Consider the following 18612-nt stretch of genomic DNA (forward strand, 5'->3'; position numbering starts at 1 on the left):
GATAAATAGCAAACTTTTTGATATTTGGTATAACTTTTGATAGCTAGAAGTCTAACCCAGCTTCACGAGCTGCCTCAGCTAAGGCTTTGACTCGACCATGATAAAGGTTGCCACCACGGTCAAAAACTACTTTTTCTATTCCTTTTTCTAGCGATCGCTGAGCAATTAATTTACCTATTTGTATAGAAGCATCGCAGTTAGCACCTGATTTAATGGTTGACTTTACTTCTGCTTCTAAAGTTGACGCTGCAACCAAGGTATGCTGTTTAGTATCATCAATCACTTGTGCATAGATATGCATATTTGAGCGAAATACTGATAACCTTGGACGTTCTGACGTCCCAAATACCTTTTTTCGCACTCGGCGATGTCGCTTGATAATTGAGTCTTTACGAGTGTACTTCATTGTTTATTTTTTACCTGACTTACCCGCTTTAAGTTTAATTACTTCTCCAGCATAACGAACACCTTTTCCTTTATATACTTCTGGTGGACGAACGGCGCGGATTTTAGCGGCAGTATTTCCCACCAGTTCTTTATTAATACCATTAACAATTACGTTGGTATTATTTTCTACAGCTATATTTATACCTTCAGGAGCTGGCATTTCCACTGGTTTACTGTAACCCACATTTAATACCAAAGTCTTACCTTGAACTTGGGCACGATAACCTACCCCTTGAATCACCAGTCGTTTTTCATATCCCTTAGATACACCTTCGACCATATTCGCAACAAGAGTGCGACATAAACCATATCGCTGACGTGCCCTACGAGATTGTTCTTGTGGTTTAACAATAATAGTATTTTCTTGTTCTTTCACTGCTATCTCAGGTGGCAAGACCCTAGACAGCTCACCTAATGGGCCTTTTACTGTTACTTTTTGACCCTCAATAGTAATAGTTACTTTTTTAGGTATTGGGATTGGAAGTTTACCAATTCGTGACATAACTTTTTCTTATATTTAGGTTGGTAGCTGTTTTTTTGCTTGATCAATGGCTATTTATTCATTTTGGTTATATAGAACTATGTATTTAGGGCAGGGAAATTATTAAGTCCCGTTTGAGGAACATTTTGGTATCTACAACTCAGTCATTTCAGTTGGTCAGTTATCAGTACCTAATTTTTTTTGTTACAGACTACTTTCAACTTTTGACCTGTGCTTATCGCTATCTACCAAACATAGCAAAGAACTTCCCCTCCAATACCTCTTTTTCTAGCTTCTCGATCAGTCATAATTCCACTAGATGTAGAAATAATAGCTATTCCTATTCCACCTAAAACTCGTGGCAATTCTTTACGATTTTTATAAACCCGGAGCCCTGGTTTACTAACTCGCTTCAAATATCTAATGATGGGTTGGCGATTTTTACCTTTGTATTTTAAAAAAATTACTAAGTATTTTTTAATACCCTCCCCTTCCTGTTCAAACTCACCAATAAAACCTTCATCTTTCAGAACTTTGGCAATACTGCGAGTCATCTTTGTTGCTGGAACTTTTGTTGTTGTATGCTGCGCCATGCAGGAGTTGCGAATTCGCGTCAACATATCTGATATTGTGTCGTTAGCCGCCATTTTTTCCCCTTTTCTTTAACTACTTTAGTTAATTACTCCGGAAGGGCATTCCCATTTCTTTAAGTAGGGCACGGCCTTCTTCATCAGTTTTAGCTGTGGTAATAATTGAAATGTCCATTCCTCGAATTTGATCGATCTTGTCATATTCTATCTCTGGAAAAATTAGTTGTTCTTTGACACCTAGACTATAATTGCCTCGACCGTCAAAGCTTTTAGGATTTATGCCTCGAAAATCTCGAATTCTAGGTAATGCTAAGTTAATTAGTCGCTCTATAAACTCATACATTCTCTGAGAACGAAGAGTCACCATTACTCCTACTGGCATTCCTTGACGGATTTTAAATCCAGCGATCGCTTTTTTTGCTCTAGTTACTACTGGTTTTTGACCTGTAATTGTAGCTATTTCCTTTATAGATGAATCTAAAGCTTTAGCATTTTGAGATGCTTCCCCTAAACCACGATTAATTGTTACTTTTACCAGCTTAGGTACTTGGTGAATATTTTTATACTTAAATTGGTCAATTAGTTTAGGAACAATTTTTTTGTAATAGTATTTCTTGAGTGTATCTGACATATTTTCGGTTATTTATTGAAAAATTTACTGAGAAAATAAATGCACTTTTTTAGTCTTTACTTGAAAATATCGACTATTCTTGATTCATTTTCCCTCTGTTTAATCTATAACCTCTCCTGTTTTTTTTAGCATTCGCACTTTACGTCCATCATCTGTAAATGTATAACAAATGCGACTAGCTACTTTTTGTTTAGTAGAATAAAGCATCACGTTAGAGCTGTGAATAGGAGCTTCTGTAGTAACAATTTTACCTGATTCTCCTTCTTGCTGAGGCTTAACATGCTTTGTTATAATATTAACATCTTTAACTATAACTTTGCTAACCTTCGGTAATACCTTAAGCACTTCACCTACTTTACCTTTATCTTTTCCAGCAATTATTTGAACTGTGTCACCTTTCTTAACGTGAACTTTATAGCGTATAGGTTTTCCTCTGGCACTCATTAAGGGTTTTTTCTTTCTAGACATTACAGTACCTCCGGTGCTAAGGATACAATTTTAGTAAAATTTTTGTCTCGTAATTCACGAGCAACTGGGCCAAAAACACGAGTACCACGTGGGTTTCCATCCTGGTTAATGATCACTGCTGCGTTATCGTCAAATCTAATACTCATACCGCTATCTCGACGTAAACCTTTTTTAGTGCGAACCACAACAGCTCTTACTACATCTGATTTTTTCACAGCCATATTAGGAGATGCATCTTTGACTACAGCTATAATTACATCACCTATGTGAGCATATCGACGATTTCCACCACCCACTACTCGGATACACATTAGTTTTCGGGCACCGCTATTATCAGCTACATTTAGTAAAGATTGTTGTTGAATCATGGTGGTTTTTATTATGTTTATGCAAAACCAAATTTACTTTTGACTAGAGAATAAGATTACAGTACATTAAAAGTACATTCAGTTGTTATATTAAAGTTTTACTCAAACCTTTAAAACCAACTATAAAGTAGCCTTAGAACCGATAATTTCAGAAAGTTCCCAACGTTTAGTACGACTCAGAGGGCGAGTCTCTCTAATCCGAACCCGATCACCTTCATTACATTTATTTTCTTCATCGTGAACTTTATATTTTTTAGTTTTAACTACTATTTTACCATATCTAGGATGAGCAGAGCGGTTTTCTATTGCCACTACTATTGTTTTGTGCATTTTGTTGCTGACAACTACACCTACTCTTTCTTTAGCTGCCATAATCATACCTCCTATTTTATAAGTTAAAAGTGTTCTTTCCTGTTACCCGAAGGATAATTTTTTTATATAGTGTTAGCAATTAATATTTTACTAAAATACTAAAATTCTAGTAACTGAAACACCATCTTAAATTTTAATGCTTACTGAGTATTCTCTACTGTGGAAACAGTAGTAGAAGCTTCTGCATTTTTAGCTAATTCCCGTTCTTTTTCTATTGTTAATAACTGAGCCAGTCGATGGCGGTTATGCTTGAATAGGTGTGTTTTTTCTATTCTTCCTGTAGCTTTAAGGATGCGTAAATCAAACAATTCCCGCTTAACCTTAGCTATTTCATTAGCAATTTCTTCATCACTCAATTCCCTAACTTCTGCTATTTTTGGGAAAGGCATAGACTAATCCTCCTCACGTACAATGAACCTTGTCTTTATTGGCAACTTAAATGATGCCAAACGCATAGCTTCACGAGCTATTTCTTCTACCACTCCGCCCAACTCAAACATAATACGACCTGGCTTGACCACTGCAACCCAGTATTCAGGGGCACCTTTACCAGAACCCATACGAGTTTCTGCGGCTCTCATTGTAACTGGTTTGTCTGGAAAGACGCGAATCCAAATTTTTCCACCCCTACGGATGTAACGAGTCATAGCACGACGAGCAGCTTCTATTTGACGGGAAGTAATCCAAGATGGTTCTAATGCTTGGAGTGCATATTGACCAAAGCTAATTTTATTGCCACTATTTGCATTACCTCTCATCCGTCCACGCTGCTGTTTCCGGAATTTTGTTCTTTTAGGACTTAACATAGTCTAATGTTCTCTTCTTGATTTGCTATTTGGTTATGGCAGTAATCACAAAGGTTAATAATTGAGAAAAATGTTAAGATGTTATACCCTATACATTTTATTTGATTGTCAACCTATTTTTTAAATGAAGTGCTGATCAAGAATTGCTTTTAACTTTATTATTTATGTAAAATTCACCCTTCGTTAGACCTATCATCATATTGTTGACGACGTTTTTGTTGTCTACGTTTTGGTTGATTTACTTTTGCATTGGCAATTTCTTCTTGACCAGGAATTATTTCTCCCTTAAAAACCCAAATTTTAATACCAAGGATACCGTAAATTGTTTTAGCGGTACAGTAGGCATAATCAATATTAGCTCTTAATGTATGCAAAGGTACACTACCTTCTCTGGTAACCTCAGTACGAGCAATTTCTGCTCCATTGACCCTGCCACTAACTTGTATCTTAATGCCTTCTACACCAGCTTTTTGTGCTCTAGTTATAGCTTGACGTACAACCCGACGAAAAGAAACCCTTTTTTCTAGTTGTTGAGCAATATATTCACCAATGAGCATAGCATCAGTATCTACTTTTGTGACTTCAACAACATTGATTCTGATCTGACGGTTACTACCCAAAAGTTTTTGTAACCCTACCCTCAAAGAATCAATTCCTGCACCGCCCCGACCAACTACTACACCTGGTCTAGCTGTTCTAACTTCTAAATCAATCTGCTCTGCTTTTCTCTCAACTCTGATTTGAGAAATTCCTGCATTAGCAAGAGTCGCCTTCACATATTGACGAATTTTGTGATCTTCTTGCAAGGTATCTGGATAGTTCTTAGGGTCAGCATACCAACGAGAACGATGCTCTTGGGTAATACCCAGTCTAAAACCAGTTGGATGTATTTTTTGTCCCATTACTCTTCATATAGTGTTTTAATTTAATCTAGGGAATTTATAACCAAAAAATTTAGTTAATCATCAACTAAAGAAGCAACTGCCACTGTAATGTGACAAGTAGGCTTACGGATTTTGTAAGCACGGCCTTGAGCACGGGGTCGATAACGTGGCAAGCAAGGTCCTTGATCTGCAAAAGCTTTGGATATAACTAAAGTGTCTGGATCTATTCCTTTGTTATTCTCCGCATTTGCTACTGCTGAGCACAGTACTTTTCGGATCGGAACACAAGATCGGTATGGCATAAATTCCAGGATAATTAATGCTTCCCTATAAGAAATGCCACGGATTTGATCAAGCACCCGTCGTACTTTAAACGGAGACATTCGGATATAACGCGCTATTGCTTTGACTTCTGTATTGGTATCTATGGGCATACCCCTCTCCAATTATCAATTTTTTTGTTATTGAGGACTTACGCAGAAATTGGTTCAAAAAATTCCCCATTACTTGGGAACAACAATAAATTGGGTCAATAAACCTGGTTTATTGTTTGGGTGCGTAAGTCCTGTTGTTTATCTTTTTGACTTTTTATCTGAACCGTGACCCCGATATGTTCTAGTCGGTGCAAATTCACCTAATTTATGACCTACCATCTGATCTGATATAAATACAGGAACGTGCTGACGCCCGTTATGTACTGCTATAGTGTGACCGACCATATCAGGAATAATAGTTGAAGATCTTGACCAAGTTTTAATTACCTGTTTTTCATTTTTAGCATTTAAAGCTTCTATTTTTTTTAATAAATGATCTGCAATAAATGGTCCTTTTTTTAATGAACGAGACATAATTGAACTTATGATTGATTTAATTAATACAATATTCGAGAACTTAAGTGGCCATCGTATCTATAGCTTGGGATTCAAAGACCCTATTTAGTAAGATGGGTTGATATACTCTTTTCCTTAGGAAAAAAATTATCTTACTGAATTCTAAGCACTTCTTTAAGCATAAGTAAGTTTTAGCTTTGACGACCACCTTTACCTCTTTTCGAGGATTTACGTCGACGTTGTACAATTAAAGCATCACTCTGTTTTTTCTTCTTGCGAGTTTTCATGCCCAATGCTGGTTTACCCCAAGGAGTAACAGGCCCACTTCTACCAACTGGTGCCCGACCTTCACCACCACCATGAGGGTGATCAACTGGGTTCATTACACTACCTCTAACAGTTGGTCTCTTACCTTTCCAGCGATTACGGCCTGCTTTACCTAGACTAATATTCCTATGCTCTATATTACCTATTTGGCCTAAAGTTGCATAGCAGCTTGCTCTAACTTTACGTCGTTCACCAGAGGGAAGTTTGATTGTTACATACTGATCTTCTTTTGCTACTACTTGAGCTACAGCACCAGCAGAACGCACCATTTGTCCTCCTTTACCAGGAACAAGTTCTACGTTATGAACATCTGTACCCAAAGGAATTTTACTTAGAGGTAAAGCATTACCAATCTCTAGTGGAGCGTTGACCCCAGAGGTGATTAATTGACCAACTTTTAATCCTAAGGGATGGAGGATATAGCGCTTTTCTCCATCTTGATAATGTAGGAGTGCTATTCTGGCATTCCGGTAGGGGTCGTATTCTATTGCTGCTACTTTCGCTGGAATATTATGTTTATTGCGATGGAAGTCTACAACACGATATAGTTTCTTAGTACCTCCGCCTCGATGACGACAGGTAACTACACCCCGGTTGTTGCGACCCTTTTTTCTATGTCTAAATTTTACCAGAGTTTTTTCTGGTCTTGATTTTGTTACCTCCGCAAAGTCTGAAACACTATGTTCTCGGGTACTTGGAGTATAGGGTCGGTAGGAACGAATACCCATAATTTCTTCTCTATCTCAGTTGAATATTTTACAGATTAATTGAAATTGAGTTGAGATATATTTTTTTTAGAGGTCTGGGAATAGAACTTTCCGAATTGGTTCCCCATCTTCTAGAGTAACAATAGCTCTCTTATATCTAGGTTTGAAACCTATATATTTACCCACTCTACGTTTTTTTCTAGGTAAATTTAGGGTATTAATACCTATTACTTTGACCTCAAATATTTGCTCAATTACTTGTTTTATCATTGGCTTTGTTGCCCTTGGATCTACATCAAATGTATATTGATTTAGCTCCATTAACCTAGTAGCTTTTTCTGTAACAACTGGGTTTTTAATGATATCTACTAAGTCTCGTGAATCAAGTTTCATTCCCGTAGACCTCCTGAATTTTAGCAATTGCTGTTACAGTTGCTATGATTTTGTCTGCTGCTAGAATATCGTAAATATTCAAATTGTTGGCTAGGATAATTTTTAGCTTGGCAATGTTACGACCTGATAAATAAACGTTCTCCTGTTTTTCTGGCAAAACTAACACAATTTTAGCTTGTATATCTATTCCCCAGCGAGTGATCGCTTGCACCAATTCTTTAGTTTTTGGTTTAGTAAATTGTTCGCTTAAGTCCTCTATAACTATTAAGTCTTCTGAGCGACTTTGGAAAGCAGTACTAAGTGCTAGACGTTTTTCCTTTCGGTTCATTTTATGGGAATAGTCTCTTGGTTTAGGACCAAAAATTACACCACCACCACGCCATAGGGGAGAACGAATTGAACCTGCTCTTGCTCTACCTGTTCCTTTTTGCCGCCAAGGTTTACGACCACCACCTCTTACTTCGGATCTAGTTTTGGTACTAGCTGTTCCCTGGCGATTATTTGCCATTTGTAGTCTTAGGGATCTGTGAACAATATGTGCGGCACTTTCTTCCTTAGCTACACGTAAGTTGAGAGTTGCTTGCCCAACTTCTTCACCTTGCCAGTTTTTTACTACACAATCAACCATCTTTATTTCTCAAAAATTTTCTCTATTTTTGACCTACTATGTTTGCTGGTGCAATACTTATTAATGTGCCTGATTTTCCAGGAATACTACCTTTGATTAGTAATAGGTTTCGTTCGGGATCTATTCTTACTATTTTCAGTTTTCTAGTAGTGACTCGCACATTTCCTAGATGCCCTGCCATTTTCTTTCCTGGATAAACGCGCCCTGGAGTTGTTCCCGGACCTGTGGAACCTGGTAGACGATGGTTTTTAGAACCATGTGCCATTGGTCCACGTCTAAAGTTATGACGTTTTTGATAGCCAGCAAAGCCTTTTCCAATACTTTTTCCTGTGACATCAACCAGTTGACCTGCTTCAAATAAATCAACTTTTATTTGTTGACCTAATTCAAAGTTACCTGTATTATCTACTCTGTATTCTCGTAGATAACGTAAAGGAGTACCGCCAGATTTAACTAAATGCCCTTCTTGAGCATTAGTCAAATACCTATTAACTTCTTTTGGCTCTTTTGTATTTAGTTGACGAGTCTTATTTTTGGCTTCACCATATCCAATTTGAACTGCAGTGTAACCATCTGTTTGTTCTGTTTTTATCTGGGTAACTACACATGGACCAGCTTCAACTACTGTTACAGGAATTGCTTTTCCAGTTTCAGCTTCAAATACTTGTGTCATGCCTAGTTTTGTGCCAAGGATACCAACTACCACTGTCGCTCTCCTCTATTTATTTATGCACTACAACAACATTTGTTAATTCAATTAACATACTCCCGAAGCTGCTCTACAAAACAGAGCGGGATTTCCTAATATTTAGCTATCTTTAATAAGTTTTCTTGTTCTGCAGTAGAGTAAAAATTAGGTTTTATCCTTTCTCAAGCATCTACTACCTATTTATTATTTTTTTTACAGTTGAGTTATAAATATTACCTTATAGCAATCAAACGAAAGATTAAGACCCTTAACTATTCCTGATTTCTGTAGAAACCTAAATTGATGTCTTAACCTATGCTTAGAATGCTATATGTTTGACATTTTCCATAGCTGTTAGACACTGGGGAGAACTCTTACCTAGGGAAAGCCTAAGAGCAGGTTTACTTTTCACAGGCTAATATATCCATCCTATAAGAGAGGTTAGTTCTACCTACCTGTTGCGTCCATTTTTTATTTCAGACTGCCTAACTATAACTAACTCAATAAAATAACAACATAAAGTATATTAAAAAAATAACTAAAAAGTTCTTTGCCTATAGGCAGAGGCTATAAACCTAATTTTTCTGTAAAAACCGCAATATTGGTTGCCATTCTTATAGGATGCTCGCTTGCTCAGACAGAAGCGCGAGTATTCTTGTCAGATAGTTATCTAGTTTAAATACTCCCCGGCTTTTAGGTATGAAAAGAGCTTTACTGAGCCATAGATAAAATCTGGATTACTTTGGCACTTAGTATGCACTCAGTTATCAATAAACTCTTACTAGCTTGACACTAGTACTATGCTTACCTTAACTTCCGTTTTTTTCTCACACCACACTATAGGTGACTAATGAACCAAAAAGAATAATAACATATATATTCAAAAAAAACTAAGAATTTTACAATGGTACCTAATTTAAACCAATTTTTTTTCAGTCAAACAAGGACAGGTATTATTCTTATTTTAGTAATGTCTTGATTTTTATTACTCCGATCTTCAATTATTTTGCCTATTTTTAATTTAGATAGGTAAAATTTTTAGGCTAAATCTATTAATTGTTATTTTTCAATAGGGAACAGAATCATTAATAACTACAAAAAAATACAGTCAGGATAAGACATTGTATTTTTCCTAGATTGAAGATGTGAGGTATTATCTAAAAATTTTCTCCTAAATATTATATAAAAAAATATTATATCAAAAAAATTATGGAGTTAATACTCAAAAGTCTAGATAGTTATCGTCTGTTAAAAACGATAACTCCTTACTTGCTACACTATTTACTTGAATTTTTGGCTTTTATTTATCTAATTATGACTGTATATTTGCCAAGACTTGAGTAGCTTGCTACTCAGTATCTTTTCCTATTATTTGTTAACTACTAACCTATCAGCTTTTAGCATTTAGCTAATTGCCCCAGTTACTTTAGGATGGGTTTAAATTCCATTCTAAATTTCAAAAACAATGATCTAATTAGCTGAGAGCTGAAAGTTTATTTAACAACTGCTAACAAATAATTCCTATCTCATCCTAATTAAGTATGAAGCTTTTTTAGTCTATAGACTATTGATATTAAACTAGTGGCTCAATATAAATTAACTTTCAAACAAAAAAAATTAATTCTTTCTTCACTTTTTAGAGTATGATAGGTAGCCAATGGCTTTTTGGCTATATTATTAACCTTGTTTTAGGCAATAATATGTCATTGTATAGTATTTACTAGCATTTGTCTATAGATTTGAATAATTTTTTTTGAAGTTGCTAAGAGAGCAAGCATATTTGCTATATGGAACTATAATATATACCAAGTATAATCATCTAGGATCAAAGAATTAGGAATAAAATAAATATGGCACTGATTACAACTGGTCGAGGAATGATTCGGGATTTAGAGAAATCTGGATCTTTGGCGGTTTATCCTCCTTTGGAAGGAGGATTTGAAGGGCGTTATCAACGTCGTTTAAGAGCATCTGGGTATGTAAGTGAGAGTATTACTGCTAGGGGACTAGGGGATTTGGCCATGTATCTCACGGGGGTACATGGGGTTAGACCTCCTCACTTAGGTAAAAAAACTGTGGGTAATGGTCCAGCAGTTGGGTATGTCTACTATGTACCACCTATTGTGAACTATAAGTTGGAACATCTACCACCCAAAGCTAAGGGTTTGGTTCTTTGGATTATGGAGGGTCAAATTCTATCTAGTCAAGAAATTGAGTATTTGACTGTCCTACCTAAGTCAGAACCACGAGTAAAGGTGATAGTGGAAATGGGTGGCGATCGCTTTTTTCGGTGGACACCACTCCAAAATACTTTGGTTCCTGCCTAAGATTTTTTCCAGCTCAAACTTTTGGAGAAGAGAGTTAAAATTAGCCTGCTAATTTTAATATGCACATGCAAAAGAATATTCATATGCCTTGGGAAGCAAGGTTGTTGAATAGGCTGCAATACTATGGATAAAAAAGTTGGAAATTACTACTTAGATTAGATTAAGTCCAATATATAATTTATGTAGTGAGGAATTAGTGGGTGAAACAATAAAATTCAATTATAACACAGCTTTATTGGAGTATCTCACCTTTGTACCTCGAATTTTATAGAGCTAAAAATTACCATATTAAGCTTGAGAGAACGCTACTATCCTTTAAATTCCTTAAAAGAAGGCCACTGGTTTAAATTAATCTGTGGGGCAAGCTTTCAACACCTGCCAACGGTGAGAAATTTAACATTAGCTTATACTTTGGCGGGTGCAGATTGTATTGATGTGGCTGCAGACCCTGCGGCAATTGCTGCGACGAAAGAGGCTGTAGAGGTCGCATCTCAGCTTAAGTCTTGGGCTAAAAATCATAAATTTGGCTACCAAGCAAGGCCATTAATAATGGCCAGCATAAATGATGGAGAAGATCCTCATTTTCGGAAAGCTGAATTTGACTCTACCATTTGTCCTATAGAATGTTGGCGGCCTTGTGAGAAGGTATGTCCTGCAGAAGCTATAGTTTTCTTTGAAAAAGATAATGCTATAAATCTTGGTAATTCAGGAGTTATAGATGAACTTTGCTATGGTTGTGGTAGGTGTTTATCTGTATGTCCGAATCAACTAATACAAGCTCGCTCTTATGTCTCTACTCCTAGTTCTATTGCATCATTAATATTGCAGACTGGTGTAGATGCAATAGAAATTCACACTCAAGTGGGAAGAGAAACTGATTTTCAGCGACTCTGGAAAAGTATAAAGCCTTGGGTCAATCAATTAAAACTAATTGCTATTAGTTGTCAAGACGACGAGGGGTTAATAGAATATTTACAGAGTCTATATAAAATTATTTCTCCTCTTCCTTGTAGCCTAATTTGGCAAACTGATGGTAAGCCCATGAGTGGGGATATTGGTGTAGGTACTACCGCAGCTACAATTAAATTGAGTCAAAAAGTGCTAGACGCAGGATTACCGGGGTATGTACAACTAGCAGGTGGTACAAATAATTCTACCGTAGTCAAATTAATTGCTCTGGGTTTGCTAGCGAATAAGAGTCTGAAACAAGATAAAGATTACATCAATAATTTCAATATTCCCATTTCAGAAAATAAATTTGTTGCTGGTGTAGCTTATGGTAGCTATGCCCGTATTCTATTATCACCAATCTTGGAAAAATTAGAAAAAATGCATAAATCACAACTAGAGGCAATTGAATTTGCTTACGATACAGCTAGTGTCAATACAAAAGATGTTAATCAAAACCAGAGTAAAAAGTCTCAATTAACAAAGCTAGAAACTATACCAGAAATTCTTTGGGAAGCTGTTAGTTTAGCTAATTCTTTGGTTTCCCAAATTAAAAGATTGTAGATAGGCAAGAGTCTAAATTAATTAGCTATCAGCTATTTAAAATTAAGTTAAAATCTCCTTGTCATCCTAAACCAAATGATATTAGGTGATTGCTGATCGCTTCCTTAATGTGAGCTTTAATCAACTGAGGTTTCAGTTTTTGCCTTTCATTGATCTTTTTTATCGCCCATGTAGATAAAGTCACTTTAAATAAAGAATGCACATTACAGACGACCTTTATAGACTATTAGAAATTGTGCCTGATAAAATCAGACGGCCTTTACAGGAGCATCAAGAGCGAAATCATCTGATTGAAATTGTGATGGATTTGGGTCGTCTCCCAGAGGCTCGTTTTCCATCCCATGTAGAATATTTGGCGGAAATTCCTGTCTCAAGAAAAGACTTGAGTTATTCTATGGAACGAATTGGTACTTTTAGCAGCGATAATCGGGCAGGTATTGAACAGACGCTACATCGGATTAGTGCTATGCGCAATCGCACTGGAGAAGTTATTGGTTTAACTTGCCGAGTGGGGCGGGCGGTTTTTGGCACAATTGCTATGATTCGTGAATTAGTGGAAACGGGAAGATCAATTTTAATGCTTGGTCGCCCCGGTGTAGGAAAAACAACGGCGCTACGAGAAATTGCAAGGGTGCTTGCTGATGAATTAGAAAAACGGGTCGTAATTATTGATACTTCTAATGAAATTGCTGGAGATGGAGATGTTCCTCACTCTGCTATTGGTCGAGCCCGTCGGATGCAGGTTGCTAGTCCAGAACAACAGCATCGCGTAATGATTGAGGCGGTGGAAAATCATACACCAGAGGTGATTGTGATTGATGAAATTGGCACAGAATTGGAAGCTCTGGCAGCAAGAACAATTGCAGAACGTGGTGTGCAGTTGGTGGGTACTGCTCATGGAAATCAGATTGAAAATTTGGTAAAAAATCCCACTTTATCTGATTTAATCGGGGGTATTCAAGCTGTAACTTTGGGAGATGATGAGGCTCGACGGCGGAGTTCTCAAAAGACTGTTTTGGAACGTAAAGCACCGCCAACTTTTGAAATTGCTGTGGAGATGTTAGAAAGGCATCGTTGGGTGGTTCACGAGCAGGTAGCTGATACTGTTGATGCTTTGCTGCGTGGGAAAAAACCTAATCCAGAGGTGAGAACTATGGATGATAATGGTGAGGTAAAAATTAAGCGAGAGTTTAATAGTTCCCCTGGATTTGGCTCGGGAGTTAATCGCAATGCAGGGAGATTACTCGAACAGTCGGGTGAGATGTTGATTTCGGGTGGTAGTTTTCGGGACTCTGGTTATATGATGCCGTTATCAAATACGGGTAAAATTAGTCAGCCTTTGGAGTTTTCTGAGGCCAAATCTTTTGAACAGTTGTTGGATGAGTCTTTGTCTGGTAATGGGATGTTTTCTCATGATACTGGAGATCGTTGGGATAATAAAGATGCAGGGCCGAATGGTGAGGATTTACCTTTGCATATCTATCCTTATGCTATTCCACGGCATCAAATGGAGCAGGTGATTACTACTTTAGGTTTACCTGTGGTTTTGACTAAGGATATTGATAGTGCGGATGTGGTTTTGGCTTTGCGATCACATACCCGGAAACAATCTAAGTTACGTCATGCAGCTAAAACTCGTCATGTGCCTATTCATGTGATTAAAAATAGCGGTTTGCCTCAAATTGCTAAGGCGTTGCGACGTTTATTAGATATGGAAGATCCTGCTACTCCTGAGTTTGCTGATTTAAATTTGTTTGCTGCTTCAGCTTCAGAAGATGAGATGGAGGCGTTGGAGGAAACACGATTAGCGGTAGAGCAAATTGTGATTCCTAATGGGCAACCTGTTGAACTTTTGCCTCGGTCTCCGAAAGTGCGTAAAATGCAGCATGAGTTGGTTGAGCATTATCGTTTGAAGTCTGCTAGTTTTGGAGATGAACCTAACCGGCGTTTGCGTATTTATCCAGCTTGAGCAGTCTGGTTGAATGGTTACGCTTTAGTGGAAGGAAAGCAGAGAGCATTAAGGAACTTATGCAGATTTGCCTAGAGCACTTTTCATGATTAGTAGACTATAAAGAGCGGGACGTTGCATGCAATGTCCCAGAAAGGGTTATATCAAGTCTAATTAATTAGATAAATATAAAAGTATTTATAGGTAAAGGTTTTAGCCTTTACATATCTAAAAAAAAATGACTAAAACCCTTCTTAGTTGAGGTTTATAGTGCTTTTTAGGTCTTAAATAATGAAAACCTTATATAGTAAGTTTTTGTTTGATAATTTTAAATTTTCCTACACTAAACAACTGTATTATTAATTCATCATAATATTATTATGTTTAGTTCGCGTAAAAAAATAACTATCTGGAGGAGCGCTTGCTGGCTCCAGTAAAGATAGTTATAGTAAGGGAAGTGAGAGTTTTTGGAGATGTTTATTGCTTTCCCATGAAACTAATTCAGTTTAGCTTGGCTATATTTACTGAAATAAGTTTGAAAAACCTTTTTCGCAACTGGAGCAGCGGAAAAAGAACCATAACCACCATTTTCAACAATCACAGCGATCGCAATTTTTGATTCTTCGGCAGGCCCAAATCCCACATACAATGAATGAGACTTTTGTCCCATTACTTCTGATGTACCTGTTTTTCCTCCTGTGAGTGGAATTGTGCCATCATTAAGTAATTGTGCTGTACCGTATTCAACAACATCAATCATTCCTTTTTTAATCGTATTGACATATTCTGGTTTCAACCCTATGGGAATAGGTTTCATTTCTGGAGAGTTAGTTTCATGTGCAAACAAGTGAGGTGTAACCTGTTTACCACTATTAGCGATCGTTGCTGTTGCTGTTGCTAACTCTAAAGGCGTCACCAAAACCAAACCCTGACCAATTGCCATTGTAATTGTATCACCCAAATACCAGGCATCATTATAAATTCTCCGTTTATCTTCTTCAGTAGGAATGAGACCATTATATGCAGAAGGTATGCCCAGAAGGTTTAATTTTTTGCCCCCTAAACCAAGTTTATATGCCCATTGAGCTATCTGTTCGTGACCAATAGTCATACCAGCATGATAAAAGAAAGTATTACTACTATAAGCTAATGCAGTTCTAAAACCAATAGCACCATATCCCCCACTATGTTCATTGAAAAGAATACCTCCAACATAAATAGAATCAGAAGTTTGAATAATTGAGTAGGGAGAAAACTTGCCAGACCCTAAAGCAGCAGCAGCAGTAACTATTTTAAATGTACTACCTGGAGGGTAACCTTGGAGAGACCGATTTAAAAATGATTGTTCTTCACTGTGAAGACTTCGCCATTTTTCTTCAGGCATAGGCTTTGTAAAGACATTGGGGTTGAATCTGGGATAACTTGCCATTGCTAAAACTTCCCCTGTATTCACATCTAACACAACTACTGCTCCCTTGCGAAAACCCAGAGCTGTTTCTGCTGCTTTTTGAAGGTTTATATCAAGGGTTAACTTGACCGTTTTTCCACTTTTAGCCTCTTTTTCTTCTTCTTCAAAAATTCTTACTTCGCGGTTTTGGGCATTGACTTCTATCAAGTCCTGACCCCATTTTCCTGCTAGTACATCATTAGCACTAGCTTCAACTCCTATTCTACCAACCATCATTCTTAGTTGGTATTCTGGGTTAGCTTCTAGTTCTGCTGGTGTAACTTCACCAAGATATCCTATCACATGGGATGCTAATTGTCCATAAGGATAATAACGAGTTGACTCTGGTCTAACTTCTACACCAGGAAACTCCCCAGTCTTTTCTTGTAAAGTGATAAAAGTATTACGGCTAACTTGATCGCTAAGATGTATATTCCTTTCTCCTGAAGTAATTGCCTGTTCTACTTTTTTAATAATTTTGTCGGCTGGTATATCAATAATGGGGCTGAGTTTAGCTGCAGTAATTTTCCATTGCTGTAATGGTTGTTCTTTTGGCCATAAATATATGGCATGCTTAAGACGGTTAGATGCAAAGGCTTTGCCATTACGGTCTAGAATTAGTCCTCTATTAGAAGGGACTGGAATGGGTCGAATTCGGTTGTTTTCTGCTCGTTCCCTATTTTGTTGACCTTGAATTAATTGTATTTGAGCCAGACGAGTCACTTGTAGACCTATGGTAGTTGTGGTCAATAAAACTATGACTATTGTTCGGAATATTAAAGGTGACTGGCGTTCCTGATCTGGGAGGTTATTCTCTTCTGTTTTCCGAAACCAAGAAGAAAAAGAAAATTCACGTACCATAGGTTTTTAATTTATAAAGTAGGATTTTAAGGTTAATCATTTAATTTTTTTGACCTGAAAAATATCATAGTGATAAGCTACAATTTTTTTGAGGGAGTAGCTGGGGGAGGGTAGATTATTGAGAATAAAATAATATGGATAATAGGGTAAAACAAGGGATAAAAGGGGTAAACTAAATAAGGAAGCATAAAAAAGGCAAATTAAAACTATAGTAATTAAATAAAATAAATATTGAGTTTTAATCTCCTAAACACCAAAAAATAACTACTAAGACTATTGACATACAAAACCATAGGGGAATATGTAGCCATTGTATTAAGTCCATTGGTCTTAAAATCAAGACATTCGTCATTAACCAACTCAATATTAATACTATAGTGATTAGGAATAAAGACATAATAATAGTATTTTTTGGCAAATGTAAATAACTAATTTTATTTCAATTAGAGTATAGTATAAAATAACATTTTCTAAAATAACATTTTCAAGTAGAAAGGGTGAATTTCTCTGCTCAATACCTTATTAGCAAACGGAATCAAAAGATGTTAAGCTTTGTATTTCAAGGAGATCAAAAATTTAACTTTTAACTTCAAGGCCTCTACTTAAGTAGGAGGTACGAATAATTGATAACTGAAATGACTTCCGAATCATCTTTAACATATAGATAATCTTAGTAAAACTAGGTTAAATTAAGATAAATACTATAGCTATCAAGGATAATATACTATAGTAATTATGAATAAAAACACAATATATAGTATTTTTTAAAAAATTTAAATAATTAATTTGATTTAGATTTTAGTATAATGTGAAGTGACTATTCTAACTAAGAAGGTAAATTTCTGTGTTTAATACTCTGTTGGCTGATTTCCGAATTATTTTTGAGAGAGACCCTGCTGCTCGAAACTGGTTGGAGGTTCTCACTTGCTACCCTGGTTTTCAGGCTTTAGTATTTCATCGCATAGCTCATAGTTTGTATTTTCACAAAGTTCCTTTCCTACCTCGTTTAATTTCTCATATAGCCCGGTTTTTAACTGGAATTGAAATTCATCCAGGGGCTGTTATTGGTCAAGGTGTGTTTATTGATCACGGTATGGGTGTTGTAATTGGAGAGACTGCTATTATAGGAGACTCTTGCTTGATTTATCAAGGAGTAACTCTTGGTGGCACTGGTAAAGAAACTGGTAAACGACATCCTACTTTGGGAGAAAATGTAGTTGTTGGCGGAGGAGCAAAGATTCTTGGTAATATTAACATTGGTAGTAATGTTCGTATTGGTGCTAGTTCTGTAGTTTTGAAAGATGTTCCTCCTAATTGTACAGTGGTGGGAATACCAGGTAGAGTTGTAGATCGTTCTGGAGTTAAAGTAAATCCTTTAGAACATGGTAGTTTGCCTGATTCTGAAGCTAAAGTCATGCGTGCATTATTTAATCGAATTAATTCTCTTGAGGAACAAGTGCAGTTGATCAAAATTCTACAATTTCAAGAGCCAGAATTAGAGTCTGTTGTGGCAAAGCCTCACCTCAAATCTTTTGCTAATCATTCTAATTATCGTCTCACAGATTTAGCATTGTTTAATCGAATTAATTATCTTGAGGAACAAGTGAAGTTGATCAAAAGTTTACAGTCTCAATTACTAGAGTTAGACTCTACTGTAGCGAAGCCTCCCCTCAAATCTTCTGCTAATAATTATTCTAATTATGATTTCCAAGATTTAGAAATTCAGGATTTTTTCGATGGCTCAGGAATCTAACCTTATCACCACAATTGTAACCCTCTTTAAGGTAAAGGTAAATGAAAAAAATTGGATATGACATATAGGGATTTTTTATGGGTAAACCTAAGAATTTCCCTACTGTGTTTTTAGTTGTGATGTAAGGCCATGTATCTAAAAAAC

General features: G+C 36.5%; 21 protein-coding genes. 4 read left to right on the forward strand and 17 right to left on the reverse strand.

The annotated features are described in order from the left end of the window. Positions 1 to 43: 43 nt before the first annotated feature. The 16 genes from rplR to rplC form a co-directional block, all read right to left on the reverse strand. Complete coding sequence (rplR, locus tag TERY_RS14385) at positions 44 to 406, reverse strand: 50S ribosomal protein L18 (protein ID WP_011612507.1); 363 nt, start codon at positions 404 to 406, stop codon at positions 44 to 46. 3 nt (positions 407 to 409) lie between these two features. After that, positions 410 to 949: a 50S ribosomal protein L6 gene (rplF, locus tag TERY_RS14390; RefSeq protein WP_011612508.1), complete on the reverse strand. Its 540-nt coding sequence runs from the start codon at positions 947 to 949 to the stop codon at positions 410 to 412. Between the two features lie 224 nt (positions 950 to 1173). Beyond that, positions 1174 to 1575: a 30S ribosomal protein S8 gene (gene rpsH / locus TERY_RS14395; protein WP_011612509.1), complete on the reverse strand. Its 402-nt coding sequence runs from the start codon at positions 1573 to 1575 to the stop codon at positions 1174 to 1176. 28 nt (positions 1576 to 1603) lie between these two features. Further along, entirely contained in the window at positions 1604 to 2149 is a 546-nt protein-coding gene (rplE, locus tag TERY_RS14400) for a 50S ribosomal protein L5 (RefSeq protein ID WP_011612510.1), read from the reverse strand. Positions 2150 to 2248: 99 nt separating this feature from the next. After that, the gene (rplX, locus tag TERY_RS14405; protein ID WP_011612511.1) at positions 2249 to 2617 is read right to left on the reverse strand and encodes a 50S ribosomal protein L24; all 369 of its coding nucleotides are present in this window, start codon (positions 2615 to 2617) and stop codon (positions 2249 to 2251) included. Beyond that, a complete protein-coding gene (rplN, locus tag TERY_RS14410) occupies positions 2617 to 2985 on the reverse strand; it encodes a 50S ribosomal protein L14 (protein ID WP_011612512.1) in 369 nt (122 codons plus the stop codon). The genes rplX and rplN overlap by 1 nt, the downstream gene beginning before the upstream one ends. Before the next feature lie 120 nt (positions 2986 to 3105). Beyond that, the gene (gene rpsQ / locus TERY_RS14415) at positions 3106 to 3357 is read right to left on the reverse strand and encodes a 30S ribosomal protein S17 (protein ID WP_011612513.1); all 252 of its coding nucleotides are present in this window, start codon (positions 3355 to 3357) and stop codon (positions 3106 to 3108) included. Between the two features lie 140 nt (positions 3358 to 3497). Next, positions 3498 to 3746, reverse strand: a complete 249-nt coding sequence (gene rpmC, locus TERY_RS14420; RefSeq protein ID WP_011612514.1) for a 50S ribosomal protein L29 — start codon at positions 3744 to 3746, stop codon at positions 3498 to 3500. Between the two features lie 3 nt (positions 3747 to 3749). After that, entirely contained in the window at positions 3750 to 4163 is a 414-nt protein-coding gene (gene rplP, locus TERY_RS14425; RefSeq protein ID WP_011612515.1) for a 50S ribosomal protein L16, read from the reverse strand. A gap of 173 nt (positions 4164 to 4336) precedes the next feature. Beyond that, positions 4337 to 5065, reverse strand: coding sequence for a 30S ribosomal protein S3 (gene rpsC, locus TERY_RS14430; protein ID WP_011612516.1), 729 nt, complete (start codon positions 5063 to 5065; stop codon positions 4337 to 4339). Positions 5066 to 5121: 56 nt separating this feature from the next. Beyond that, positions 5122 to 5481 carry a 50S ribosomal protein L22 gene (gene rplV, locus TERY_RS14435; protein ID WP_011612517.1) on the reverse strand — a complete coding sequence of 120 codons (360 nt, stop codon included), beginning with the start codon at positions 5479 to 5481 and terminating at the stop codon, positions 5122 to 5124. Between the two features lie 138 nt (positions 5482 to 5619). Beyond that, positions 5620 to 5895 (reverse strand): 30S ribosomal protein S19, encoded by a 276-nt coding sequence (gene rpsS, locus TERY_RS14440; RefSeq protein WP_011612518.1) that lies wholly within the window; start codon positions 5893 to 5895, stop codon positions 5620 to 5622. 173 nt (positions 5896 to 6068) lie between these two features. After that, positions 6069 to 6932, reverse strand: a complete 864-nt coding sequence (rplB, locus tag TERY_RS14445) for a 50S ribosomal protein L2 (RefSeq protein WP_011612519.1) — start codon at positions 6930 to 6932, stop codon at positions 6069 to 6071. Between the two features lie 66 nt (positions 6933 to 6998). Beyond that, positions 6999 to 7304, reverse strand: a complete 306-nt coding sequence (locus TERY_RS14450; protein ID WP_011612520.1) for a 50S ribosomal protein L23 — start codon at positions 7302 to 7304, stop codon at positions 6999 to 7001. Next, on the reverse strand, positions 7294 to 7932 hold the full coding sequence (gene rplD, locus TERY_RS14455; RefSeq protein ID WP_011612521.1) for a 50S ribosomal protein L4: 639 nt from the start codon (positions 7930 to 7932) through the stop codon (positions 7294 to 7296). Before rplD ends, TERY_RS14450 begins: the two co-directional genes overlap by 11 nt. A 22-nt stretch (positions 7933 to 7954) precedes the next feature. Continuing rightward, positions 7955 to 8638, reverse strand: a complete 684-nt coding sequence (gene rplC, locus TERY_RS14460; RefSeq protein ID WP_011612522.1) for a 50S ribosomal protein L3 — start codon at positions 8636 to 8638, stop codon at positions 7955 to 7957. A 1832-nt stretch (positions 8639 to 10470) separates the two neighbouring features. Here rplC and TERY_RS14465 point away from each other — a divergent pair. From TERY_RS14465 to TERY_RS14475, 3 genes are all read left to right on the forward strand, one after another. Then, complete coding sequence (locus TERY_RS14465; RefSeq protein WP_011612523.1) at positions 10471 to 10947, forward strand: NAD(P)H-quinone oxidoreductase subunit N; 477 nt, start codon at positions 10471 to 10473, stop codon at positions 10945 to 10947. Positions 10948 to 11241: 294 nt separating this feature from the next. Continuing rightward, positions 11242 to 12459, forward strand: a complete 1218-nt coding sequence (ldpA, locus tag TERY_RS14470) for a circadian clock protein LdpA (RefSeq protein WP_011612524.1) — start codon at positions 11242 to 11244, stop codon at positions 12457 to 12459. Positions 12460 to 12655: 196 nt separating this feature from the next. After that, complete coding sequence (locus TERY_RS14475; RefSeq protein WP_011612525.1) at positions 12656 to 14428, forward strand: R3H domain-containing nucleic acid-binding protein; 1773 nt, start codon at positions 12656 to 12658, stop codon at positions 14426 to 14428. Between the two features lie 475 nt (positions 14429 to 14903). Here TERY_RS14475 and mrdA read toward each other — a convergent pair whose 3' ends face one another. Next, positions 14904 to 16715, reverse strand: coding sequence for a penicillin-binding protein 2 (gene mrdA, locus TERY_RS14480; protein WP_011612526.1), 1812 nt, complete (start codon positions 16713 to 16715; stop codon positions 14904 to 14906). Between the two features lie 844 nt (positions 16716 to 17559). Between mrdA and cysE the strand changes: the two genes are divergently transcribed. Then, positions 17560 to 18468 carry a serine O-acetyltransferase gene (cysE, locus tag TERY_RS14485; protein WP_011612527.1) on the forward strand — a complete coding sequence of 303 codons (909 nt, stop codon included), beginning with the start codon at positions 17560 to 17562 and terminating at the stop codon, positions 18466 to 18468. Positions 18469 to 18612 lie beyond the last annotated feature (144 nt).

Source organism: Trichodesmium erythraeum IMS101 (assembly GCF_000014265.1).
Classification (GTDB): Bacteria; Cyanobacteriota; Cyanobacteriia; order Cyanobacteriales; family Microcoleaceae; genus Trichodesmium; species Trichodesmium erythraeum.

Excerpts from the sequence above, each read along its gene's own strand:
- rplR (WP_011612507.1), bottom strand. The coding sequence starts at position 406 with ATGAAGTACACTCGTAAAGACTCAATTATCAAGCGACATCGCCGAGTG.
- rplF (WP_011612508.1), bottom strand. The coding sequence starts at position 949 with ATGTCACGAATTGGTAAACTTCCAATCCCAATACCTAAAAAAGTAACT.
- rpsH (WP_011612509.1), bottom strand. The coding sequence starts at position 1,575 with ATGGCGGCTAACGACACAATATCAGATATGTTGACGCGAATTCGCAAC.
- rplE (WP_011612510.1), bottom strand. The coding sequence starts at position 2,149 with ATGTCAGATACACTCAAGAAATACTATTACAAAAAAATTGTTCCTAAA.
- rplX (WP_011612511.1), bottom strand. The coding sequence starts at position 2,617 with ATGTCTAGAAAGAAAAAACCCTTAATGAGTGCCAGAGGAAAACCTATA.
- rplN (WP_011612512.1), bottom strand. The coding sequence starts at position 2,985 with ATGATTCAACAACAATCTTTACTAAATGTAGCTGATAATAGCGGTGCC.
- rpsQ (WP_011612513.1), bottom strand. The coding sequence starts at position 3,357 with ATGGCAGCTAAAGAAAGAGTAGGTGTAGTTGTCAGCAACAAAATGCAC.
- rpmC (WP_011612514.1), bottom strand. The coding sequence starts at position 3,746 with ATGCCTTTCCCAAAAATAGCAGAAGTTAGGGAATTGAGTGATGAAGAA.
- rplP (WP_011612515.1), bottom strand. The coding sequence starts at position 4,163 with ATGTTAAGTCCTAAAAGAACAAAATTCCGGAAACAGCAGCGTGGACGG.
- rpsC (WP_011612516.1), bottom strand. The coding sequence starts at position 5,065 with ATGGGACAAAAAATACATCCAACTGGTTTTAGACTGGGTATTACCCAA.
- rplV (WP_011612517.1), bottom strand. The coding sequence starts at position 5,481 with ATGCCCATAGATACCAATACAGAAGTCAAAGCAATAGCGCGTTATATC.
- rpsS (WP_011612518.1), bottom strand. The coding sequence starts at position 5,895 with ATGTCTCGTTCATTAAAAAAAGGACCATTTATTGCAGATCATTTATTA.
- rplB (WP_011612519.1), bottom strand. The coding sequence starts at position 6,932 with ATGGGTATTCGTTCCTACCGACCCTATACTCCAAGTACCCGAGAACAT.
- TERY_RS14450 (WP_011612520.1), bottom strand. The coding sequence starts at position 7,304 with ATGAAACTTGATTCACGAGACTTAGTAGATATCATTAAAAACCCAGTT.
- rplD (WP_011612521.1), bottom strand. The coding sequence starts at position 7,932 with ATGGTTGATTGTGTAGTAAAAAACTGGCAAGGTGAAGAAGTTGGGCAA.
- TERY_RS14465 (WP_011612523.1), top strand. The coding sequence starts at position 10,471 with ATGGCACTGATTACAACTGGTCGAGGAATGATTCGGGATTTAGAGAAA.
- TERY_RS14475 (WP_011612525.1), top strand. The coding sequence starts at position 12,656 with ATGCACATTACAGACGACCTTTATAGACTATTAGAAATTGTGCCTGAT.
- mrdA (WP_011612526.1), bottom strand. The coding sequence starts at position 16,715 with ATGGTACGTGAATTTTCTTTTTCTTCTTGGTTTCGGAAAACAGAAGAG.